Annotated in this window: 22 protein-coding genes and 1 tRNA gene; all 23 read left to right on the forward strand. The window is 71.5% G+C overall.

Going from position 1 to position 21,895, the window contains the following annotated elements; all coding sequences use genetic code 11:
• The first annotated feature begins 3 nt into the window (after nt 1–3).
• Entirely contained in the window at nt 4–903 is a 900-nt protein-coding gene (locus tag IBX62_00255; GenBank protein MBE0475525.1) for an RnfABCDGE type electron transport complex subunit B, read from the forward strand.
• Nucleotides 903–1,247 carry a NusG domain II-containing protein gene (locus IBX62_00260; GenBank protein ID MBE0475526.1) on the forward strand — a complete coding sequence of 115 codons (345 nt, stop codon included), beginning with the start codon at nt 903–905 and terminating at the stop codon, nt 1,245–1,247. The genes IBX62_00255 and IBX62_00260 overlap by 1 nt, the downstream gene beginning before the upstream one ends.
• A complete protein-coding gene (locus IBX62_00265; GenBank protein ID MBE0475527.1) occupies nt 1,231–1,812 on the forward strand; it encodes a Gx transporter family protein in 582 nt (193 codons plus the stop codon). Before IBX62_00260 ends, IBX62_00265 begins: the two co-directional genes overlap by 17 nt.
• Nucleotides 1,784–2,443, forward strand: coding sequence for a DNA repair protein RadC (gene radC, locus IBX62_00270; protein ID MBE0475528.1), 660 nt, complete (start codon nt 1,784–1,786; stop codon nt 2,441–2,443). The genes IBX62_00265 and radC overlap by 29 nt, the downstream gene beginning before the upstream one ends.
• Nucleotides 2,444–2,626: 183 nt before the next feature.
• A complete protein-coding gene (locus tag IBX62_00275; GenBank protein ID MBE0475529.1) occupies nt 2,627–3,652 on the forward strand; it encodes a rod shape-determining protein in 1,026 nt (341 codons plus the stop codon).
• 27 nt (nt 3,653–3,679) lie between these two features.
• Nucleotides 3,680–4,537 (forward strand): rod shape-determining protein MreC, encoded by an 858-nt coding sequence (gene mreC, locus IBX62_00280; GenBank protein ID MBE0475530.1) that lies wholly within the window; start codon nt 3,680–3,682, stop codon nt 4,535–4,537.
• 5 nt (nt 4,538–4,542) lie between these two features.
• Nucleotides 4,543–5,046, forward strand: a complete 504-nt coding sequence (gene mreD / locus IBX62_00285) for a rod shape-determining protein MreD (protein ID MBE0475531.1) — start codon at nt 4,543–4,545, stop codon at nt 5,044–5,046.
• A gap of 7 nt (nt 5,047–5,053) precedes the next feature.
• Nucleotides 5,054–6,916 (forward strand): penicillin-binding protein 2, encoded by a 1,863-nt coding sequence (mrdA, locus tag IBX62_00290; GenBank protein ID MBE0475532.1) that lies wholly within the window; start codon nt 5,054–5,056, stop codon nt 6,914–6,916.
• 6 nt (nt 6,917–6,922) lie between these two features.
• Entirely contained in the window at nt 6,923–8,038 is a 1,116-nt protein-coding gene (gene rodA, locus IBX62_00295) for a rod shape-determining protein RodA (GenBank protein MBE0475533.1), read from the forward strand.
• Between the two features lie 933 nt (nt 8,039–8,971).
• On the forward strand, nt 8,972–10,939 hold the full coding sequence (locus tag IBX62_00300) for a TIGR03960 family B12-binding radical SAM protein (protein ID MBE0475534.1): 1,968 nt from the start codon (nt 8,972–8,974) through the stop codon (nt 10,937–10,939).
• On the forward strand, nt 10,929–11,612 hold the full coding sequence (locus tag IBX62_00305) for a DUF2344 domain-containing protein (protein MBE0475535.1): 684 nt from the start codon (nt 10,929–10,931) through the stop codon (nt 11,610–11,612). The genes IBX62_00300 and IBX62_00305 overlap by 11 nt, the downstream gene beginning before the upstream one ends.
• A 16-nt stretch (nt 11,613–11,628) precedes the next feature.
• Nucleotides 11,629–13,113, forward strand: a complete 1,485-nt coding sequence (locus IBX62_00310; protein MBE0475536.1) for an Rne/Rng family ribonuclease — start codon at nt 11,629–11,631, stop codon at nt 13,111–13,113.
• 118 nt (nt 13,114–13,231) lie between these two features.
• The gene (rplU, locus tag IBX62_00315; protein ID MBE0475537.1) at nt 13,232–13,693 is read left to right on the forward strand and encodes a 50S ribosomal protein L21; all 462 of its coding nucleotides are present in this window, start codon (nt 13,232–13,234) and stop codon (nt 13,691–13,693) included.
• Nucleotides 13,694–13,708: 15 nt separating this feature from the next.
• Nucleotides 13,709–13,963, forward strand: coding sequence for a 50S ribosomal protein L27 (gene rpmA / locus IBX62_00320; GenBank protein MBE0475538.1), 255 nt, complete (start codon nt 13,709–13,711; stop codon nt 13,961–13,963).
• 124 nt (nt 13,964–14,087) lie between these two features.
• Nucleotides 14,088–15,416: a GTPase ObgE gene (gene obgE / locus IBX62_00325; GenBank protein ID MBE0475539.1), complete on the forward strand. Its 1,329-nt coding sequence runs from the start codon at nt 14,088–14,090 to the stop codon at nt 15,414–15,416.
• Nucleotides 15,417–15,420: 4 nt separating this feature from the next.
• Entirely contained in the window at nt 15,421–16,539 is a 1,119-nt protein-coding gene (gene proB / locus IBX62_00330; GenBank protein ID MBE0475540.1) for a glutamate 5-kinase, read from the forward strand.
• Between the two features lie 57 nt (nt 16,540–16,596).
• A complete protein-coding gene (locus IBX62_00335) occupies nt 16,597–17,850 on the forward strand; it encodes a glutamate-5-semialdehyde dehydrogenase (GenBank protein MBE0475541.1) in 1,254 nt (417 codons plus the stop codon).
• Nucleotides 17,847–18,461, forward strand: a complete 615-nt coding sequence (locus tag IBX62_00340) for a nicotinate-nucleotide adenylyltransferase (protein MBE0475542.1) — start codon at nt 17,847–17,849, stop codon at nt 18,459–18,461. The genes IBX62_00335 and IBX62_00340 overlap by 4 nt, the downstream gene beginning before the upstream one ends.
• The gene (gene yqeK / locus IBX62_00345) at nt 18,451–19,053 is read left to right on the forward strand and encodes a bis(5'-nucleosyl)-tetraphosphatase (symmetrical) YqeK (protein MBE0475543.1); all 603 of its coding nucleotides are present in this window, start codon (nt 18,451–18,453) and stop codon (nt 19,051–19,053) included. The genes IBX62_00340 and yqeK overlap by 11 nt, the downstream gene beginning before the upstream one ends.
• Entirely contained in the window at nt 19,050–20,201 is a 1,152-nt protein-coding gene (locus IBX62_00350; protein MBE0475544.1) for a LytR C-terminal domain-containing protein, read from the forward strand. The genes yqeK and IBX62_00350 overlap by 4 nt, the downstream gene beginning before the upstream one ends.
• Complete coding sequence (rsfS, locus tag IBX62_00355) at nt 20,179–20,718, forward strand: ribosome silencing factor (protein MBE0475545.1); 540 nt, start codon at nt 20,179–20,181, stop codon at nt 20,716–20,718. The genes IBX62_00350 and rsfS overlap by 23 nt, the downstream gene beginning before the upstream one ends.
• Entirely contained in the window at nt 20,715–21,761 is a 1,047-nt protein-coding gene (locus IBX62_00360; GenBank protein ID MBE0475546.1) for a DMT family transporter, read from the forward strand. The genes rsfS and IBX62_00360 overlap by 4 nt, the downstream gene beginning before the upstream one ends.
• A gap of 55 nt (nt 21,762–21,816) precedes the next feature.
• Nucleotides 21,817–21,892: transfer RNA gene (locus IBX62_00365), tRNA-Ala, on the forward strand.
• The last annotated feature ends 3 nt before the right edge of the window (nt 21,893–21,895 follow it).

Below are 21,895 nucleotides of genomic sequence, written 5' to 3' on the forward strand. Positions count from 1 at the left end.
TCCTTGGACGCGACACTGCTGCTCAAAGCGATCGGGGCCCTCGCCCTCATGGGGCTGGTCATCGGCGCGGCGCTCGCCGTGGCCTCTCGCGCCTTCCACGTGGAGGTCGACGAGCGCGTCGCCCGCGTCAACACGATGCTGCCGGGGGCGAACTGCGGGGCATGCGGCAACCCGTCGTGCTTCCAGGTGGCCGTGGGCATGGTGGAGGGCACGCTGCCGCCGACCGCGTGCACGGCAGGCGGACCGTCGGTGGCCGAGGCGGTCTGCGAGACGCTCGGGCTGGAGAAGGCTACGATGGCCGCGGTCGTCTCGGCCCGGCACTGCGGCGGAGGGACCCGGGCGGAGCGGGCGTTCGACTACTCGGGTGTCCTGTCGTGCAACGCCGTGCAGAGGGTCGGGGGCGGGGACCTCGCATGCGCCTGGGGGTGCCTCGGGTACGGGGACTGCGTGTCGGCGTGCCCGTTCGACGCGATCCACCTCGACGAGCGCCGCCTGCCCGTGATCGACCTGCGCAAGTGCACCGGGTGCGGGCTGTGCGTCAAGGAGTGCCCGCGCGACCGGTTCAAGCTGCTCGAGATGATTCCCGACGATGCGGCGGTCGTGGTGCGCTGCAGCGCGCACGACAAGCCGGCGCTGCGAAAGAAGACGTGCCCCGTGTGCTGTATCGCCTGCAAGAAGTGCGAGAAGGCGTGCGAGTCCGATGCCATACACGTGGAGGACGGCAACGCCGTCATCGACTACGCCAAGTGCACGGCCTGCGGCGTCTGCGTGGAGGTGTGCCCGCAGGACTGCATCGACTTCACCGGGGCGGGGAGCAGGCTCCCCACGAGCGCCTTCGACGGCAAGGCGGGCGACGCCGCGGTCAAGCCCGCGTCACGTCCCAAGGAGGCTGCCGAGGCCTGATGACCCGCGGTGACCGTATCGTCGTGGCCGTCGTCGGCGCGCTGGCACTGGCCGCGGTGCCGCTGTCTTCCCGCGCGATCGCCGGTCCCGAGGGGGGCGTGACCGTGCGCTCCCCGCAGGGAGTGAGCCGCTTCGCCGAGGATGCGCGGTTGAAGGTCGCCGGCTCGCGAGGGGAGCTCGTCGTGGAGGTCGCCGGCGGGCGCGCGCGCGTGCTGGAGGCCGACTGCCCCGACCAGGTCTGCGTGCGAAGCGGGTGGTCCTCGGCGGGTCGCCCCGTGGTGTGCGCGCCGAACCGCGTCGTCATCGAGAGCGCGGGAGGGTCGCTGGATGCCGTCTCGCGCTGACCTCACCGTTCAGACGGCGGCCCTCGTGGCGCTCGCCGCCGTGCTGGGCTACGCGGAGGCCGTCGCATTGCCGCCGTTGCCGGTGCCGGGTGTCCGCCTCGGGCTCGGCAACGTCGCCGTGGTGGTCGCGCTCGCGCTGCTCGGAGCGCGCCCGGCGCTGGTCGTGAGCCTGGGCCGTGTGCTGGCCGTGGGGCTGGCGACAGGCTCCCTCGGGGGACCGGCCTCGGCCATGGCGCTTGCCGGCGCCGGTGCGGCGTGGCTGGTCATGGCCGGTCTCGCCTCGGCGGGCCGGACGTTCAGCGCCGTGGGCTGGTCGGTCGCCGGCGCGGCCGCCCACGTGCTCGCCCAACTCGCGGCGGCGTGCGTCCTGACCGGGTCGCCGGCCCCGCTCTCGCTCGCCCCGCTCTCCCTGGCGCTCGCCCTCGCGGCGGGCCTGGCGACCGGGTCGATGGCCGCCGCGGCCCTCTCTCGCGCTCCCCGCGTCCTCTCCCGCCCCCTCGCCGAAGGCGCACCGGGGACGGGGGAGGGGGTGCCGCGTGGCCCCGCGGCCGCTCGGGAGCTCTGAGGTCCCGGCGAGGGAGCTGCTCCTCTCCGGGTATCCGGAGTCCGTCTCGGACGAGGCGCTGCTGGCGGTGCTCGCCGGCACGGCCGAGGGCAGCGCGCGGGAGATACTGCGGAGTCACCCCCTGCCCGACCTGTGGCGCCTGTGCGCCGAGGAGCTCGTCCGCTACCCCGGTGTGGGGCCGGCCGCCGCGGCGCGTGTGCTCGCGTGCCTCGAGGTGAGCCGCCGCGCGGCGAGCAGGGGTCAGGGAGCGAGACCGGTGGTCTCGACTCCCGAGCAGGTGGTGGAGATATGCGGGCCGCAGCTGTGGGGGCTGGACCGCGAGCACTTCTGGATCCTGGCGCTCAACACCAAGAACCGGCTCCTTCGGCTGCTGGAGATCTCGGTAGGCAGCCTCAACGCCTCGATCGTGCACCCGCGCGAGCTGTTCAAGGAGGCGGTCCGCGTCTCGGCAGCCTCCGTGGTGCTCGTCCACAACCACCCCAGCGGCGACCCGACGCCCTCGGGCGCGGACATGCAGCTCACCCGGCGCCTGGTACGCGCGGGGGACGTGCTCGGGATCGAGGTGCTCGACCACGTGATCATCGGCGACGGAGGGACGCACGCCAGCTTACGCGACATGGGCGCGATGTGACCGTGGAACCTGCGGAGATGTCATGCGGGAGAGTCGCCCTGTGGTATGCTCTACCGGACCTTGGAGCGGCCGCGCACCCGGTGGGGTCGCGGGCCGTTCTTTCGCGCCGTCGGCTCCCGGCGGCCCTCGCCGCGCTCGTTCGCGGCCGTGAAGACGAGGAGACGACGGGTGTCGCTCATCGATATGTTCTTCAACTCGTGGGGCGGCGACATGGCGGTCGACCTCGGCACCGCCAACACGCTGGTCTCGGTCCGAGGACGGGGCATCGTGCTGATCGAGCCGTCGGTCGTGGCCGTCGAGAAGGACACCAAGCGCGTGCTGGCCGTGGGCATCGAGGCCAAGCGCATGCTCGGCCGCACGCCCGGCAGCATCGTGGCCATCCGCCCGCTGAAGGACGGGGTCATCGCCGACTTCGAGGTCACCGAGGCGATGCTGCGCTACTTCATAAACAAGACTCGTTTGAAACGCTTCCCCTGGCAGCCCAAACCGCGCGTGGTGGTCTGCGTGCCGTCCGGCGTGACGGAGGTCGAGAAGCGCGCGGTCTTCGAGGCGACCATGCAGGCCGGGGCGCGTCACGCGTACTTGATCGAGGAGCCGATGGCCGCCGCCATCGGGGCGGGTCTGCCGATCCAGGAGCCCACCGGCAACATGGTCGTGGACATCGGGGGCGGCACCACCGAGGTCGCCGTGATCTCGCTGGGCGGCGTGGTGGTGGCGCAGTCGATACGCATCGGCGGCGACGAGTTCGACGAGGCGATCATCAACCACATCAAGCGCGAGTACAACGTGCTCATCGGGGAGCGCACCGCCGAGGAGATCAAGTTCGAGATCGGCTCGGCCCACCCGCTGACCGAGGAGCTGGACGTCGAGGTGCGCGGCCGCGACCTGCTCACCGGGCTGCCCAGGACGCTGCAGATCTCCTCGGAGGAGATCCGCGGGGCCGTCGAGGAGCCGACGCTGGCGATCATCGCGGCGATCAAGGGCAGCCTGGAGCAGACCCCGCCCGAGCTCTCCAGCGACATCATGGAGTACGGCATCGTGTTGACCGGCGGCGGCGCGCTGCTCAAGGGCATCGACGACCGTCTGAAGGCGGAGACGAGCATGCCCGTGCACGTCTCCGAGAACGCGCTCATCAACGTCGTGCTCGGAAGCGCCATGGCGCTCGAGGAGATCGATGCGCTCAAGAAGGTACTGACCGTCTCGCGCTAGCCGGCTCGCGGCCGGCCGAAGGCATCCATGAGGTCCCTAGGCAACGACCCACATCGATCCGGTCCGCTGCTGCTCGCCGCGCTCATCACGGCGTCCCTGGTCCTGATGACCCTCTACTTCAGGGAAGGCGACGCCGGCCCGTTGCACCGGACCCGCTCGGGACTGCTGGCCGCCGTGACGCCCGCGGTGCGGGCGGGACGATGGGTCACGGCGCCCATCCGCTGGACGGGTGACCGTGTGGCCGCACTGGGCCTGTCGCGCACCCAGATCGAGACGCTGCGCGAGCAGAACGCGGAGCTGCGCCGTGCGAACGCCGACCTGCAGGAGGCCGCTCTGGAGAACGCGCGGCTCCGGGCGCTGGTCGGCTTCGCCGAGCAGGAGCGTTACGACGCCCTTGCGGCCCACATCATCGGCAAGCCGGCAGCACCGTGGGAGGGCGCCATGACGATCGACCGGGGCACCGACCACGGGGTCGTGCCGGGGATGCCGGTGGTGGGCAGCGAGGGCCTCCTCGGGCAGGTCGTGACGGTCTCGGCGCGCAGCGCCAGGATACGGCTCATCACCGACCAGCGTAGCGGGGTGGCGGCCATGGTCCAGCGGACGCGCGCCGAGGGCGTCGTCCGCGGCTCGATCGAGGGGCTGATGACGCTGGACTTCACCGACCGCAAGAACCTGCCCAAGGTCGGCGACGTGGTCCTCACCTCCGGCATGGGCGGCGTCTACCCCAGAGGCCTGCCGGTAGGCGAGGTGGTGGAGGTCGAGGCGCGCTCGGCCGACCTCTTCCCGAGGATCGTGGTCGCCCCCGCCGTGCCGGTCGGCCGGATCGAGGAGGTCCTCGTGCTGCGCGGCGGGGCGCCGGAGGTGGAGGGGGTGGATCCGGAGTGAGGGGCTTGCTTCCGACGGTCGGCGCGATCGCGGCGGCGACGCTGCTCCAGGTGGCCATCGCCCCGGAGTTCGCGATCGGCGGCGTCGTGCCTAACTTCCTGCTGCTCGTGGTCGTCGTGATCGCGCTGGTGGAGGGGCCGCGGCACGGCGCCTCGGCGGGCTTCGCGGCCGGGCTCCTGCTCGACCTGCTCGGCACGTCGCCGGTGGGGCCCTGGGCGCTCGTGCTGACGCTGGTCGGCTACGGCGCGGGAGCGCTGCAGGCGAACATGTTCGCGGCGGGGTGGCTCATGCCGGTGACCGTCGCGCTCGTCGCCGCGTTGGGCGCCGAGCTCGGGTACTGGCTCGTGCTCTCGGTGCTCGGGGTGGGCGGTCCGTTCGTCTCGACGCTGGCGGGCGTCGTACTGCCCGGCGCCGTGTACGACACGGTGCTGGCGCTGCTCGTCTTCCCGTGGCTTGCCCGGTTGCTGCGACAGGGCCCGTCGATCACCACCTTCAAACGCCTAGCTTAGGAGACCTGTGGCGACCGTGGACTACCGCCAACGGCTCAAGCCCCGCTTCGCGGCCCTCGGCATCATCGTCGTCGGCATCCTCGGCGTGCTGCTCGTGCGGCTGTGGACGATGCAGGTTCTCTTCGGCGAGACGTTCGCGGCGCAGGCCGAGGACAACCGGATCCACGAGATACCGCTCGACGCGGCCCGCGGCCGTATCCTGGACCGCAAGGGGCGCCCGCTGGTCACCAACCGCGCTGCCCTCGCGGTGACCGTGGAACCCGGAGCCAAGGACGACCGGCCGCTCGTGGACGACCTCTCGGCGCTGCTCGGGATACCGGCCGACGAGATCGAGGAGCGGCTCTCGAGCGTGCGCGAGGCTGCGCTGAAGCCGCGGGTCGTCGCGGTGGACGTGCCGATGCGCGTGGTCGCCTACCTCGAGGAGAACTCGGAGCGCTTCCCGGGAGTGGAAGCCGCGGTGGTCGCGGTGCGCGACTACCCCGGCGGCAGCACGGCGGCGCACGTGCTCGGCTACACCGGTGAGATCAGCGAGCGTGAGCTCGTGCAGGCGGACCTCACCGGCTACCGCCTCGGTGACACAGTGGGCAAGAGCGGCGCGGAGCGGCAGTTCGAGACGGTGCTGCAGGGCGACCGCGGCTACAGGCGCATCGAGGTGGACGCGCGCGGCCGTCCCAAGGGGGTGATCGAGGAGATCGAGCCGGTGCCGGGGCGCGACGTCCGACTGACGATCGACCTTGACGTGCAGGAGGTCGCGGAGAAGGCGCTCGCCGACGCGCTCGAGGAGGCCCGTGCGCAGCGCTTCCCCAAGGCCAAGGCCGGCGCGGTCGTGGCGATGGACGTGCGCAGCGGCGAGGTGCTCGCGATGGCCAGTGCGCCCACGTACGACCCCGGCCTCTTCCTCGGCGGCATCAGCAGCAGGGAGTGGAAGCGGCTCAACGACGAGGGCAGCGAGTACCCCCTGAACAACCGCGCCATCATGGCGGCGTACCCGCCCGCCTCCACGTTCAAGCTCGTCACGGGGGCCGCGGCGCTGGACGCCGGCATCGCGAGCGAGTGGACCACGTACCGGTGCTCCGGGAAGTGGAGCGGCATGGGAGAGCAGTGGTCGAAGTACTGCTGGAACCGCTCGGGGCACGGGTCGGTGAGCTTCCGCCGAGGCATCCAGGACTCGTGCGACACGGTGTTCTACGAGATCGGCTACGCCTTCTACAAGCGCGGCGAGGAGGAGATCCAGGAGGTCGCCCGCCGGTTCGGGTACGGCGCGCCCACCGGCGTCGACCTCCCCGGGGAGGTGGGCGGACGGGTGCCCGACGCCGCCTGGAAGAAGAAGTTCAACGAGAACTATCCGGAAGCGGCGGTGTGGGTGCCGGGCGACACCGTGAACATGGCGATCGGCCAGGGCGACATGCTGGCCACGCCGCTGCAACTCGCCGTGTCGTACGCGGCCATCGCCAACGGCGGCGAGGTCCTGCGGCCCCGCGTGCTCGACGCCGTGCTCGACGTGGACGGCAAGGCAGCCCTCCAGGGGGAACGTCGCGTCGAGCGGGACCTGAAGCTGTCGCGCGGGCGGATCGGGGTGCTCCGGCGCGGGCTGCGCGACGTCACGACGGGAGGCACGGCCGCGGCCGTCTTCCGCGGTTTCGGCACGACGGTGGAGGGCAAGACCGGCACCGCGGAGGTCAACAAGAAGGACGACTACGCTCTCTTCGTGGGCTACGCGCCTGCCGAGAACCCGCGGTACGTGGTGGCTGCGGTGGTGGAGCAGGGCGGACACGGTGGCTCCGTGGCCGGGCCCGCGGCGCGCTCGGTCCTCGGCAAGCTGCTCGGGTTGTCGACGGAGCGGGTCCACGCGACGGACGTCTCGAGGTAGGCGGACGTGCGCAGAGAGGGCATAGGGCGGATCCGGGCACGGGCGAACCTGCCGCTGCTGCTGGTCGTGACGGGCCTCACCGTCTACGGCACGGTCGTCGTGAGGTCGGCCACCAGCGGGATGCCCGGCGCGGACGGCATGATCGGGCGGCACGTGCTCGGCCTGGCCATCGGGCTGGTGCCGCTGCTCGTGGCTTGGGCCCTGGACTACCAGAAGCTCAAGGGCTGGATCGGGCCGCTGGCCGTGCTGAACGCGCTGCTCATCATCTCGCCGAGGATCCCGGGGCTGGGGGACACGGCCAAGGGCGCGACCTCGTGGCTCCAGGTCGCCGGCTTCAGGCTCTTCCAGCCCTCGGAACCCGCCAAGCTCATCACCATCGTGATCATGGCGGCGGTGATATCCGGCTTCAAGGGGCGCATCGAGCAGCCCAGGGACGTGCTCCGCGTGCTCGCGCACCTCGCCGTCCCCCTGACGCTCATCCTGATGCAGCCCGACCTCGGCACGGGGCTCGTCTTCGTGGCCATCACGTTGGGGATGCTGCTCGTCGGCGGGCTGAGACCCAGGTGGTTCCTCGTGTTCGCGCTGGTAGGCGTCCTCGTCACCGGCGTGGTGCTGAAGGCGGGGCTGCTCGAGGACTACCAGGAGGACCGGCTGCTCGTGTTCGTGGATCCGGCGCGCGACCCGCTGGGAGCGGGCTACAACCTGGCCCAGTCCAAGATCGCCATCGGCTCGGGCGGCATCAGCGGCAAGGGCCTCTACTCGGGGACCCAGGGCAACCTGAACTTCCTGCCGGAGCGACACACGGACTTCGTGTTCGCGGTCCTCGGCGAGGAGCTGGGCTTCCTGGGCGTCGTGGGGCTGCTCGCACTCTATCTCGGGCTGCTGGTGGTCTCCCTGGAGGTGGCGACGTCGTCGCGCGACCTGTTCGGCGCACTGATCGCCGCGGGGCTCATCAGCATGTGGGCCTTCCAGATACTGGAGAACGTCGGCATGACGGTCGGCATCATGCCGATCACGGGCATACCCCTGCCCTTCATCAGCTTCGGCAGCTCGTTCATGGTAACCAACCTGGCAGGAACGGGTATGCTGTTGTCCGTCTGGGCTCGCCGCTACGGCGCCTAGGGCCGACCGCGTCCGCGTCACCGCGTTCGCGACGACGCAGCCAAGGGGGTCTCATGCCGTCCCTTCTCGACATCCGCGATCTGCTGAGGTCCGGCTCGCAGCTGACTGAGGAGCGGGAGCGGCTCCTGCGTCTGGTGCTCTTCGTCGAGCCCGACGCCTCGCTGGCCGTCCTCGAGGTGCTCGAGGAGCGGCTCCGGCACGCCACACGCACCGTACAGATGCGCCTCGACCTGCTCGAGCCGGGGTTCGTTCCGGTGGTGGATCCGAGCGCGGACGCCGTGGCGGTGCTCGTGGGCAGCGGGGGCGCCGCCGCGCAGGACGCACTGCGGGCGCCGCTTCGCGAGGGCGTGCCGGTGGCGCTTCTGGCCACGAGCGGGATAGGCGACACCGTGGCCCGGCGCACGGGCGTGCCGTCTTCAGACACGCTCATCGAGCCCGACGCGGTCCGCCTGGTGGATGGGCGCCTGGGCGAATGGCTGGTCGACCGCGTTCCCCGCAAGCGGCTCGCTCTGGCGCACAACTTCCCCTTCCTTCGGCGCCGTGTGGCCGAGGAGGCGGTGAAGGCCACGTCGTGGCAGAACGCGCTGATCGGGGGGGTGGCCATCATCCCGGGCGCGGACATGCCGCTGATGACGGCGAACCAGGCGAAGATGCTGCTGCAGATCGCGGCGGCCTTCGGGCAGCGCCTCGGCCCGGACCGCATCAAGGAGCTCGCCGCCGTGGTCGGAGGAGGGTTCGTCTTCCGGGCCGTCGCGCGGCAGGGGCTGGCCTTGCTGCCCGGTTTCGGGTGGGCCCTCAAGGGCGGAGTCGGCTACGCGGGCACCACCGCCATGGGGCGGGCCGCGATCGAGTACTTCGAGCAGGGCGCGGACATCGGACAGGTGGCGCTGCGCCTCAAGGAGCTCGGAGACGGCGTCGCACGACGCGCCCGCGATGCCCGAGGCAGCCTGGCACGGGGGGCGGAGCACCTTCGGCCGGCGCGCGAAGGCCGGCCCGGCGCACCCGCCGCCCGGGCGGGCGGTCCTGGGCAAGACGAGGCCTCGGGCAGCCGCATTGGGTGAGCTCGCACAGCGCACGGCGGCGTTGTTCGGGCGCGTCGAGCGGCCGGCGCGCTACCTCGACTCGGAGTGGGGCGCGAGGCGGCGCGAGGACGTCTCCTACCGCGTCTGCCTGGTCTATCCGGACACCTACGAGCTCGGGATGGCCAATCAGGCGCTGGCGATCCTGTACGACCTGCTGAACTCGATCGGCGGAGTGGCCGCGGAGCGCTGCTTCGTGCCCGCCCGGGACATGGCCGCCCTCCTGCGGGCCGAGGGCGTCCCGCTGGCGACCCTGGAATCGGTGACGCCGCTGCGCGAGTGTCGCATGATCGGCATCACGCTGCCCTATGAGCTGACCTACACCAACGTCCTGGAGACGCTCGACCTCGCCCAGGTGCCGCTGCACTCCTCCGAGCGTGAGGAGGACGACCCGCTCGTCCTCGGCGGCGGACCGTCCGCCTACAACCCGGAGCCGCTGGCCCCGTTCCTGGACGCGGTGCTCCTCGGCGAGGGCGAGGAGGCCGCCGGCGAGATCGTGGCCGCCCACAGGGCCTCGCTCGAGGCCGGGGAGGACCGCGCCACGCTCCTGCGCCGTCTCGCCGACGTTCCCGGCGTGTACGTGCCCTCGCTGTACGAGCCGGACTCCGCCGGCCGGCCGCGGCCGCTGGCCGGAGCGCCCGCCCGCGTGCTCAAGCGCGTGGTGACGGACTTGGAGGCGCACCGCTCACCCACGTGCCCGGTCGTGCCCTACATGGACGTCGTGCACGACCGCGCGACGGTGGAGGTGACGCGCGGCTGCACTCGGGGCTGCCGCTTCTGCCAGGCGGGCATGGTCTATCGCCCGGTGCGCGAGCGGGGTGCGGACGCCGTCGTGCGCGACGCCCTGGCCACGCTGGAGTGCACCGGCTACGACGAGGTCTCGCTCACGTCGCTGTCCACCGCCGACCACTCGCAGCTGGAGGACGTTCTGAGGCGGCTCGCGCGGCGGCTCGAAGGGACGGGCATCTCGGTGTCGCTGCCGAGCCTGCGGGTCGACGCGTTCTCCGTCGACATGGCCCGGCTCGTCTCGGCAGGCCGGCGCAGCGGTCTGACGTTCGCGCCCGAGGCAGGCACGCAGCGCCTGCGCGACGTCGTCAACAAGAACGTGACCGACGACGACCTCCTGGGAACGGTCCGCCGCGCGTTCTCGTCGGGCTGGCGCCGGGTGAAGCTCTACTTCATGCTCGGCCTCCCCACGGAGACCGACGACGACATCCGCGGCATCGGCGAGCTCGTCGCCCGCGTGATGGCCGACGCCAGGGCAGCCGTCCCCCCGAACGAGCGCGGCGCCGTGCGCGTCGGGGTCTCGGTGTCGACCTTCGTGCCCAAGGCGCACACCCCCTTCCAGTGGGAGCCTCAGCTGACGCTGGAGGAGGTGCGCCGGCGCCAGGCGGTCCTGCGCGAGACGATGCCGAGGAAGGGCGTCGACCTTTCCTGGCACGACCCCGAGGCCTCCTTCCTCGAGGGCGTCCTCGCCCGTGGAGACAGGCGCCTAGCCGAAGCCGTCGAGGCGGCATGGCGCGCCGGCGCCGTCTTCGACGCCTGGACGGAGGAGTTCGACCTCGGCAGGTGGCTGGTGGCCTTCGAGAGCGCGGGCGTCGACCCGGGGGCGATCGCCTCGGGGAAGCGGGAGCCGGGCGCTCCGCTGCCGTGGGAGCACCTGTCCTCGGGCGTGTCCACCGCGTACCTGAGGCTCGAGCGCAAGCGGGCGCTCGCGGCCGAGGTGACGCCGGACTGCAGCTTCGGCGAGTGCACGGGCTGCGCGGTGTGCGAGGAGCTGGGCGTGGACGTGGTCCTGGGGGGCGAGCGCCGTGGCACCTGACGAGTTCCGGCTTCGAGCCCGCTATCGCAAAGGGGGACGCCTGCGCTTCCTCTCCCATCTGGAGGTCGCCAGGGCACTCGAGCGGGCTGCGCGCCGAGGCGGTATGCCGTATGCTGTGACGAAAGGGTACACGCCCCGGATGAAGGTGGCCTTCGGGCCGGCGTTGCCGGTGGGGACGGCCGGCGAGCGCGAGTACCTCGACCTGTGGCTGCGGGAGTACGTTCCCGCGCCCGCGGCGCTGCGGCGGCTCGCCGGCGCCACGCCGGAGGACCTCGCGCCCACGGAGGCCCGCTACACGCGGGCCGCCGAGCCGTCGCTGGCTTCGGCTCTCACCATCGCCCGGTACGAAGCCGTCGTGGACGGGGTGGTGGCCGAGGAGTTGGAAGCGGCGCTCGGGGAGCTTACGGCTTCGGGCGAGCTGGCCGTGGAGCACAAGGGCAAGACCAAGGTTTTCGACCTCGCACGCAGCCTCCCGGAGGAGGTGCGCGTGAAGGCCGACGGAGGACGGAGCGTCGTGACGCTGACGACGCGGATGGGTCCTGAGGGCTCGCTCCGTCCCGAGGTGCTCCTTTCGGCGGCGTTCGATGTCGCAGGCATCCGCGACGCGCCGGTGAGCGTGACGCGCACGGACGTCCTCATGGAAGAGGAGGGCGGCTGGGCACGTCCGCTCTGAGGCGGAAGCGGGAGCGGTGTCGGAGATCCTCAGAGAGATGCTCGTCTCGCACGACATGAGCGAGACGCGCGTCGCGCTGCTCGAGGACCGGGAGCTCGTAGAGCTCTACGTGGAGCGGCCGAAGCGCAGCGTGGTAGGCAACGTCTACCTCGGCAAGGTGAAAGACGTGCTGCCCGGGATGCAGGCGGCCTTCGTGGACATCGGGCTGGAGAAGAACGCGTTCCTCTACGTGGACGAGGTCGTGGCGCCCGAGGGGCTCGAGGACCTGCCGCGGCGCGAGATCAGCGCCCTGCTCAAGCCCGGTCAGCAGATCATGGTGCAAGTGCTCAAGGACGCGATGGGCACGAAGGGCGCCCGCGTGACCACGGAGGTCACGTTGCCGGGCCGCTTCCTCGTGCTGATGCCGTTCTCGGAGTTCGTCGGCGTCTCGCGCAAGCTGCCCGAGGACGAGCGGGAGCGCCTGCGGGAGGTCGTGGAGAGCCACGTCCGCGAGGGACTCGGGGTCATCATCCGTACCGCCGCGCAGGGCTGCTCGGACAAGGACGTCGTCGGCGACCTCGAGTTCCTCCTGCGGCTGTGGAAACGGGTGCGGCACCAGGCGCACGAAGGACTGGCCCCCGAGGTCGTCTACACCGAGATGGACCTGCCGTTGCGCATGGTACGGGACGTCTTCGGCGAGGAGTACAAGAGGCTGGTCGTGGACGACCGGCAGCTCAACGAGAAGATCGTCTCCTTCCTGAAGAAGACGTCGCCGCATCTGGTCCGGCGCGTGGTCCAGTACCGGGACCGCGTGCCGCTGTTCGGCCAGTACGCCCTGCAGGCCCGGATCGACTCGGCCATCCACCGGCGGGTGGACCTGCCCTCGGGCGGGCACCTGACGATCGACAAGACGGAGGCGCTGACGGCGATCGACGTGAACACGGGTCGCTTCGTGGGCCGCAAGAACCTCGAGGACACGGTGTTGCGCACGAACCTGGAGGCCGCCGACGAGGCCGTCCGCCAGCTCCGTCTGCGCGACATCGGCGGCATCATCGTCATCGACTTCATCGACATGGAGGACTCGTTCCATCGGACGGACGTCCTGCGCCGCCTGGTCAAGGCGCTGGAACGCGACCGCACCAAGACGCGGGTCTCCGAGATCAGCAAGCTCGGGCTGGTGGAGATGACGCGCAAGAACGTCACCGACGGCCTCTACGGGATGCTGACCGAGCCCTGCCCGCACTGCGGGGGCGAGGGGAGGGTCCTCTCCGAGGCCACACGACGGATCACCGTCGAGCGCAAGATGCGCGAGATACTGCGGGCGGGCAAGTCGTCCGCATACCTCTTCGGCCTGAACCCCGAGACCCTGGCGCTCGTCCGCGCGCCGGGTCACAACGCGGTGGCGGCGCTGAAGGCCGAGACCGGCCGGCAGCTCTCGGTCGTGGCCGACCCCGACTGCGGCCCCACCGACGTGCGGGTGCTGATCGAGGGACGCGGAGGGACGCTACAGGCCGTCGAATAGGACCCGGCGGCCCCCTTCCAGGGGGTGGAGACGCCCGACAGCGTTTGTTGACGCTGCCGAAGAGCGGGTGTTAGCATAGTTCTTTGCGTTCACGCCACGGATGGAAGGCGAGGATCGGATGTACGCTGTCGTCTCTTCAGGCGGTAAGCAGCTGAAGGTCGTCGAAGGCGCGGAGGCCGTCGTCGAGAAGCTCGACGCCGCGGTCGGAGAGAGCGTCGAACTCGACGTCGTCTTCATCGCCGACGGCGACGAGATCGTCGTGGACGCGTCCACTCTGTCCTCGGCGAGCGTGACGGCAGAGGTCGTCGAGCACTTCAAGGACGACAAGGTCGTCGTGTTCAAGTTCAAGAAGCGCAAGGGCTACAGGCGCACCAAGGGGCATCGCCAGAGCCTGACGCGGGTGCGGGTGACCGGCATCGCGGGACCGGCTCCGACGAAGCCCGCGCGTAAGAAGGAGCCGGCCGGCAAGGCCGAGCCCGCGAAGGCGAGCGCCGCCGCCGAGGAGAAGCCGAAGCGCACGCGCGCGAAGAAGGCGGCGGAGGGCGAAGCCCCCGCCCGGTCCGCCGAGTCAGGCGAGTAGCGAGGGTGATGAGCGATGGCTCATAAGAAGGGTCTCGGTTCCACCAAGAACGGCCGCGACTCCAAGGCCAAGCGCCTGGGCGTCAAGCGGTTCGCCGGTCAGATCGTCACCACCGGCACGATCATCGTGCGCCAGCGCGGCACCCACCTCAAGCCCGGCGACAACGTCGGACGGGGCGGAGACGACACGCTGTTCGCGCTGGTGGACGGGACCGTAGACTTCACCAAGGGCAAGGACCGCAAGGTCCACGTGCGACCGCTCGAGGGCTGACGGCGCGTCCGCCCGCGAGGAGAGTAGCGATCACGAGGACCCTCCGCCCGCCGGGCCGGAGGGTCCTCGCGCATCGGAGGCGACGGGGGCGGGAGAGCGGGCGGCCGGGGACGAGGAGACGAGGATGTTCGTCGACGAGGCCAAGATACACGTCAAGGGCGGTGACGGAGGGGCGGGGTGCAAGTCGTTCCGCCGTGAGGCACATGTCCCCAGGGGCGGTCCCGACGGCGGCGACGGAGGCCGCGGGGGCGACGTGCTCGTCCAGGCCGACCCGGGTCTGTCCACCCTCCTGGACTTCCACTACAAGCGGCACTTCAAGGCGCAGCGCGGACAGCACGGCAAGGGTTCGGACCGCGACGGCGCAGCAGGTGAGGACCTCGTGCTCAAGGTGCCGCTGGGCACCGTCGTCCGTGACGCGGAGAGCGGCGAGGTGATCGCCGACCTGACGCACCCTGGGCAGCGGGCGGTGGTGGCCGAGGGCGGCCGCGGCGGGCGCGGCAACACGCACTTCACGACCCCGACGCGCAGGGCGCCGGCCTTCGCGGAGCTGGGCGAGCCCGCCGAGGAGCGCTGGATAGCGGTCGAGCTCAAACTGCTCGCCGACGTGGCGCTCGTCGGCTTCCCGAACGCGGGGAAGTCTTCGATCATCGCCAGGATCAGCGCCGCGCGGCCCAAGATCGGCGACTACCCGTTCACGACCCTCGTGCCGAACCTGGGCGTGGTGAGGGCGGGCGAGCGCAGCTTCGTCGCCGCCGACGTCCCCGGCCTCATCGAGGGGGCGAGCACCGGCGCGGGGCTCGGGCACGCGTTCCTGCGGCACATCGAGCGCACGGCGCTGATCGTGCACGTCGTCGACCTGACCGGCGGCTACGAGGGGCGCGATCCGGTCGAGGACGTGGTCGCCGTCGACCGGGAGCTCGAGCTTCACTCCGAGGACCTCGCGCACCGGCCGAAGGTGGTCGCGGGCAACAAGTCCGACGCTCCCGGCGCCGCCGAGGCCTCCCGGCGCCTCGCCTCCTGGTGCGAGGAGCGGGAGCTGCCGTACTTCGAGGTCTCGGCGCTCACGGGCGCGGGGCTCGATCAGCTCGTCCTGGCCGTCGGCGAGCGGGTGTTCCGGACGAGGACCGAAGCGGCCACGGCGGGCGAGCGCTACGAGAAGGTGTACTCGGCGCCCAGACGAGCGGCCGAGCCCTTCGAGGTGAGGCGCGAAGGCGGAGGATGGCTCGTGAGGGGGCGCGACGTCGAGCGTATGGTGATCATGACGGACATGGACAACGAGGAGGCCGTCGCCTACCTGCAGCGGCGGCTGAACCGGGTCGGCGTGGAGAGAGCGCTCGCGGAGGCGGGCGCGCGAGAGGGCGACCAGGTTACGATAGCGGCGGTGGCATTCGACTTCGCGCCTTCGGGGACCCTCGAGACCGAGGCGTCGGGGTCCGGCGAAGGCGAGGAGTGAGGGAGTGGGCGGCTCCGGTACCTCGTACGGCAGGGTGGTCGTCAAGGTCGGCAGCTCCTTGCTGTCCGCTCCGGACGGCGGGCTGGACGTCGCGTTCATGGAGGCGTTGGTCGAGCAGGTCGCGCGGCTGCACGAGCGCGGAACGGAGGCGGTCATCGTGACCAGCGGCGCCATCGCAGCCGGGATCGAGCGGCTCGACTGGGAGGAGCGGCCGCGGGCGATGCCGGCGCTCCAGGCCGCCGCCGCCGTCGGTCAGGTGCGCATCATCGGCACGTACGCGGAGCTCTTCGCCGCCCACGACCTTCCGGTGGGGCAGGTGCTGGTCACCAGGCACGACACCGCGCACCGGGCGCAGTACCTGCATGCGCGCGACACTCTGGAGAAGCTGCTCGCGCTGGGCGTGGTGCCGGTCGTCAACGAGAACGACACCACCGCGGTCGACGAGATCCGGTTCGGCGACAACGACACGCTCGCGGCGCTCGTGGGCACGATGGTCAAAGCCGACCTCGTCGTCCTGCTCACCGACATCGAAGGGCTGTACTCGGCGGACCCGCGGGCGGACGAGGGGGCGGCGCTGCTGGAGCACGTGGACGAACTCACCGAGGAGATGCTCGCCGCGGCCGGCGGCCCCGGCTCGACGCTGGGCTCGGGGGGCATGGCCACCAAACTCGAGGCGGCTCGCGTGCTCATGAAGGCCGGCATCCCCATGGTGGTGTGCGACGGCCGCCGTCCCGACGTCGTCGTGGACGCCGCCTCGGGAGGCTGCGTCGGCACCTTCTTCGCCGGCGACGCCTGCTCCATCGGCAGCCGCAAGACATGGATCGCGCTGGGGCGCAGGCCGGCCGGGACGATCGTGGTCGACGCCGGGGCGGCGGAGGCCGTGCGGACCAGGGGCAAGAGCCTGCTGCCCGCCGGCGTGCTGTCCGTGTCGGGCCCCTTCCAGCCCGGCGACGCCGTGCTCATCCAGGACGCCGAGGGACGCACCGTGGCGCGGGGGCTCGTCGAGATGTCCTCGGCGGATCTGGACAGGGTCAAGGGCCTGAAGACCTCGGAGATCCCCGGTATACTTGCGGGCTACAAGGGCGAGGAGGTCATCCACCGCGACCGGCTCGTGCTGCTGTGACGAGGCCGGCTCCGCGGTCGGGCGCGCCGCGTTCGGGCCGAACGAGAGGATGGGTCGATGTCGGAAGTTCTCACGCTGGCGACCGCCGCGCGCTCGGCCGCGCGCAAGCTGGCCGTCACCTCGACGGATGAGCGCAACCGGGCGCTGCTCTCGATGGCGCACGCGCTGTCGGACCGCTCCGACGAGGTGCTCGCCGCCAATGCCGAGGACATGGAGGCTGCACGCGCCAAGGACACCGCGGCGGCTCTGCTTGACAGGCTCGAGCTGACCCCCGCCCGCCTGGATGCGATCTCCGAGGCCCTGCGTGAGCTGGCGGCGCTGCCCGACCCGATAGGGGAGGTCGTGGAGGGGCATCGCCTGCCCAACGGCATCTGGCTGCAGCAGGTCCGCGTGCCGCTGGGCGTCGTGGCCATCATCTACGAGGCGCGCCCCAACGTGACGGCCGATGCGGCGGGGTTGTGCCTCAAGACGGGCAACGCCGTCATCCTTCGCGGCGGCTCGCTGGCGATCCGCAGCTGCCTGGCCCTGACGCGGGTGCTGGCCTCGGCCGCGACCGGCGCGGGCATGCCGGAGGGCTGCATCGCCTCGATCGAGTCGACCGAGCGTGAGGCCGCCGAGGAGCTGATGGGGCTGCACGGCTACGTCGACGTCCTCATCCCCAGGGGAGGCGCCGGGCTGATCCGCAGCGTCGTGGACAACGCCAAGGTGCCGGTGATAGAGACCGGCGTGGGCAACTGTCACGTCTACGTGCACGAGGCGGCCGACCCGGAGATGGCCCGGCGGATCGTCGTCAACGCGAAGTGCCAGCGGCCAGGTGTGTGTAACGCGGCCGAGAGCCTCCTGGTCGACGAGGCCGTCTACGAGCGCGTGCTCCCGCCGATCCTGAAGGCGCTGGAGGCCGAGGGCGTCACCATCCTCGCCGACGAGAAGACGCGTGCCCTCGGCGCGATCGCGAACGTCGAGCCGGCGACCGAGGAGGACTGGGGGGCCGAGTACCTCGACCTGAAGATGTCGTGCAAGGTCGTCTCCGGGTTCGACGAGGCGATCGAGCACATCGACACGTACGGTACCAAGCACTCCGAAGCCATCGTGACGGAGGACTACGAGGCGGCCCGGCGCTTCCTCGACGGCGTGGACGCCGCGGCGGTGTACGTGAACGTGTCGACCCGCTTCACCGACGGCGGAGAGTTCGGCTTGGGAGCCGAGATCGGCATCTCGACCCAGAAGCTGCACGCACGCGGGCCGATGGGGCTCGCGGCGCTGACGTCCACCAAGTTCGTCGCGATGGGGGGCGGTCAGATACGCGAGTGAGGAGCAAGCGGCTCGGCATAATGGGTGGGACGTTCGACCCCATCCATTACGGTCACCTCGTCGCAGCCGAGGAGGCGCTCGTCCAGTTCAACCTGGATTCGGTCGTCTTCATGCCGACGGGAGTGCCCGCCACGAAGGGTCACGGGCGGGTGACGCCCGTCGAGCACCGCTACCTGATGACCGTCATCGCCACGGCCGCGAACCCCGACTTCCAGGTCTCGCGCCTCGAGGTCGACCGCCCGGGGGTGACCTACACGGTCGATACGCTGCGGCAGCTCAGGGCTGCCCACGGCCCTGGGACGGCGCTGTACTTCATCACGGGCGCGGACGCGGTGCGCGAGATACTCGAATGGAAGGACGCCGAGGAGGTCGCACGCCTCACGACGTTCATCGCCGCCACGCGCCCCGGGTACGACCTGGAGCGCTTCGGCGCGGAGCTGTCCTCGCTTCCGGCGGCTCCGGACGTCGAGTTCATAGAGGTACCCGCGCTGGCGATATCCTCGACGGACATCCGGTCCCGTGTCGCCGCAAGGCGTCCGGTCCGCTATCTGCTACCCGAGGCGGTGGCGGCCTACATCGACAAGAACGGACTGTACCGGGATGTCCTCTGAGATCGAGCAGCTCATCGCCGAGGCCCAGCGGGTGCTCCCGCGGCACCTCGGTTCTCGCGGCGCCGCGCACTCGCGGGCGGTGGCGGAGACCGCGGCGTCGCTGGCGCGCGAGTACGGAGCGGACGAGCGCCGCGCGTTCCTCGGCGGGCTGCTGCACGACTGGGCGAGGGACGTCCCGGCGGAGGAGCTCCTGAAGGAGGCGGCGCGGCGGGGCATCCCCGTCACGGAGGTGGACCGCGAGGTCCCCTACCTGCTGCATGCCGCCGTCGGCGCCGCTCAGGCGCGTGATGCGCTGGGCGGCCTGCCCGAGGACGTGTTCCGCGCCGTCGAGCGGCACACGCTCGCGGCGCCGGGGATGACGGCACTGGAAGCCATCGTGTTCGTCGCGGACATGCTGGAGCCCGGGCGGGACTACCCCGCGGCCGAGGAGCTGCGGTCCCTCGCCGGGTCGGCCCCGCTGCCAGTGCTGTTCGTGGCGGCGTACGCGCGGTCGCTGACGCACGTGATCGAGACGCGGCGCCATCTGCACCCGGCCTCCGTGCCGGCATGGAACGCCGCGATCGCCGCCGCTGAGGGGCTGAAGACCCCGTGAGCGGCTCCGAGCGGCCCGTCGCTTCCACGGAGCAGGCGGCGGAGCGCCTGCGGCGGGCGAAGGTGACGGTGGCCCCGGAGGTCCCGAGCGGGTACCGCTCGTCGCGGCGAGGCTCGAAAGCGGCGAAGAGCGCCAAGCGCGCCCGCAGGGCCTTCCGCGTGCGCGAGGTCGTGACCGGCACGGTCGACTGGGTGCACAGGGGCGCATGGGTCGGCGTGAGGGTCGCGGTCGTGGCGGCCGCGGGCGCCGCCGCCGTCGTGCTGGCGCTGTTCCTTCTCGCTCTGGGCATCAACGCGACGGCCCGATGGGTCGCGGTGGTACGTGCCGGCGACGGCGCCGGGAGCGCCCTGTCCGAGAGCGCGCGCGAGAACGTGCTCGTCGTCGCCGTCGAGGGAGACCGCGCCCGCGGCTTCCTGGCGCTGCGCGCGGCCGAGAAGGAGAAGCGCGTCTTCGGGCTGGCCATACCCGACGGGGCGTTCATGGAGGTCCCGGGCCAGGGGTTCGAGCGCATCGGGGACAGCTATCACGCGGGGCCCGAGGTCTCGATGGCGGCCGTCTCGAACTACCTCTCGGTCCCGTTCGAGCGCTACCTCGTCGTCGATGCCTCCGTCTACGAGCAGGTGCTGCAGAAGCAGAGCGTCGCGGGTCTGCTCGACGCGTCGATCAGGACGGACCTCACCCCCGAGGAGGCGGACCGGTTCCGGAGGATCGCGGACGTGACACCGACCGAGGACGTGCTGATCGTGCCGCTGCCCGTGAAGCCGATCACGCTCGGGGACGAGACGTACTTCGAGCCTCGGCGCGCGGAGGTGGCGGAGTTGATCGAGTCCTGGTGGGGTGTGAAGCTCACCGGGGACGACGGGCCGGCGCGCGTGATCGTGTACAACGGCTCGGGTGTGCCCGGTATCGCGGGCCACGCCGCGCGGCAGCTGATCCGCGGCGGCTACAGGGTCGTCGACACCAAGAACGCGGACCGGTTCGGCTACGCCGAGACGCTCATCATCGTGCAGCACCCGGGCGAGGTGGATCCGGAGGGCGTGCGCAAGACGCTCGGCGTGGGGAAGGTGGTCTCGCAGCCGTCCGATCAGCGCATCGCGGACGTGATCGTGATCATCGGGAAAGACTATGCGCCGCCGCAGGACGGGTAGGGCGGCCGGCAGCGAGCCGTACGCCGGGCCGCCGTCGGGTCGCGAGAGGCGCGGGTCCGACGGAGGCCGGGAGGAGAAGGAGGGGGACGAGCTGGAGCCGAGGGAAGTGGCCCGTCTCGCCGCCGAGGCGGCGGCGGACAAGAAGGCGCGGGACGTGGTCGCGCTCGACGTGGGTGACCTGCTCGTGGTGACGGACTACTTCGTCCTGGCGACAGGCGCTACGGACCGACAGGTCAGGACCATCGCCGAGGAGGTCGAGAAGCGTCTCAAGGAGCGAGCCGGCGTCCGCGCGATCGGACGGGAGGGCGAGCGTGAGGCGCGGTGGGTGCTGCTCGACTTCGTCGACGTCGTGGTGCACGTCTTCCAGCCTGGGGAGAGGGACTTCTACCGTCTCGACCGGCTGTGGTCCGACGCTCCTCGGCTGGAGCTCCCGGCGGAGGTGACCAACGCTTCGGGGGAGGGCGCCGCGGCCGAGGGCGCGGCCGAGGGCGGCGCCGGCGAGCAGCCGCCGTCGTGACGGACGCGGCCCGCCGCTGGGCCCTGTTGGCGGCCCTCACCGGCGTCACGGCCGTGTGGGGGCTGACGTTCGTGATGGTCAAGGAGGCGATCGCCGCCTACCCCCTGTACGCGTTCCTCGCCGTGCGTTTCGCGATCGCGGCCGTGGCGTTCGGCGCGATGTTCCCGCGAACGCTGCGGGCGCTGTCGGACAGACGTCTGCTCGCCGTGGGCGTGCTGGCCGGAACGCTGCTGACCTCGGGATACGTCTTCCAGACGGTCGGCTTGCAGTACACGAAGGCCTCCGTCGCGGCGTTCATCACAGGGCTGTTCGTGGTGCTGACGCCGCTGATGGAGTACGTCTTCTTCCGGCGACCGCCCGGACGCGCCTCCGCGCTCGGGGTCGCGCTCGCGGTCCCGGGGATGTGGCTGCTGACGGGCGCGGACGTTGCGGCGTGGGGGCGGGGCGAGTGGCTGCTGCTGCTCTGCGCCGTCGCGTTCGCGGCGCACCTGGTGGCTCTCGCCGGTCCCGGGCGCAGGCACGACCCGCTCGCGCTCACGCTCGTGCAACTCGCGTTCACCGCGGGCGTGTGCGGCGCCATCTCGCTCGCCACCGAACGCGCCCCGTTGCCGTCGTCGGGACAGGTGTGGGTGGCACTGCTGGTGACCGGGATACTCGCCTCGGCGGTGGCCTTCGGCGTGCAGACGGTGGCCCTGCGCTACCTGTCCGCCACCCGGACCGCGCTCATCCTGGTCACGGAGCCGGTCTTCGGCGGGATCTTCGGGTTCCTGCTCGCCGGCGAGGTCCTCGGGGCGGTAGGTCTGTCGGGCGCCGGCCTGATGCTCGGCGGCATGGTCGTCTCGGAGGCCGGCCGGTTCGTGAGGAGGCCCCACGCGAGGCTGGTGGTCGGCATCGAGGGGCCCGCGGTGCCCGTGGCCGACGAGGCCGCCTCCAGGAGGCGGGCGGGGCTGGAGCAGGCGAGGCTCGGACCACCGGACACACCGCCGCGGGAAACCGGCGACCAGGACCGCGGCGAGCGTCGGTGCGGTGGCGAGCGCGGTTGACCCGCCCACGCACCCTGCTATACTTCCGTGATGCGTCGCGAGGCGCTCCAGACGTGGGGCCATAGCTCAGCTGGGAGAGCGCATGGCTGGCAGCCATGAGGTCAGGGGTTCGATCCCCCTTGGCTCCACCAGAC

Source organism: Coriobacteriia bacterium, assembly GCA_014859305.1.
Taxonomy (GTDB): Bacteria; Actinomycetota; Coriobacteriia; order Anaerosomatales; family Kmv31; genus Kmv31.

Excerpts from the sequence above, each read along its gene's own strand:
- IBX62_00260 (MBE0475526.1), top strand. The coding sequence starts at position 903 with ATGACCCGCGGTGACCGTATCGTCGTGGCCGTCGTCGGCGCGCTGGCA.
- IBX62_00265 (MBE0475527.1), top strand. The coding sequence starts at position 1,231 with ATGCCGTCTCGCGCTGACCTCACCGTTCAGACGGCGGCCCTCGTGGCG.
- IBX62_00275 (MBE0475529.1), top strand. The coding sequence starts at position 2,627 with ATGTTCTTCAACTCGTGGGGCGGCGACATGGCGGTCGACCTCGGCACC.
- mreC (MBE0475530.1), top strand. The coding sequence starts at position 3,680 with ATGAGGTCCCTAGGCAACGACCCACATCGATCCGGTCCGCTGCTGCTC.
- IBX62_00300 (MBE0475534.1), top strand. The coding sequence starts at position 8,972 with ATGCCCGAGGCAGCCTGGCACGGGGGGCGGAGCACCTTCGGCCGGCGC.
- rplU (MBE0475537.1), top strand. The coding sequence starts at position 13,232 with ATGTACGCTGTCGTCTCTTCAGGCGGTAAGCAGCTGAAGGTCGTCGAA.
- rpmA (MBE0475538.1), top strand. The coding sequence starts at position 13,709 with ATGGCTCATAAGAAGGGTCTCGGTTCCACCAAGAACGGCCGCGACTCC.
- obgE (MBE0475539.1), top strand. The coding sequence starts at position 14,088 with ATGTTCGTCGACGAGGCCAAGATACACGTCAAGGGCGGTGACGGAGGG.
- IBX62_00335 (MBE0475541.1), top strand. The coding sequence starts at position 16,597 with ATGTCGGAAGTTCTCACGCTGGCGACCGCCGCGCGCTCGGCCGCGCGC.
- yqeK (MBE0475543.1), top strand. The coding sequence starts at position 18,451 with ATGTCCTCTGAGATCGAGCAGCTCATCGCCGAGGCCCAGCGGGTGCTC.
- rsfS (MBE0475545.1), top strand. The coding sequence starts at position 20,179 with ATGCGCCGCCGCAGGACGGGTAGGGCGGCCGGCAGCGAGCCGTACGCC.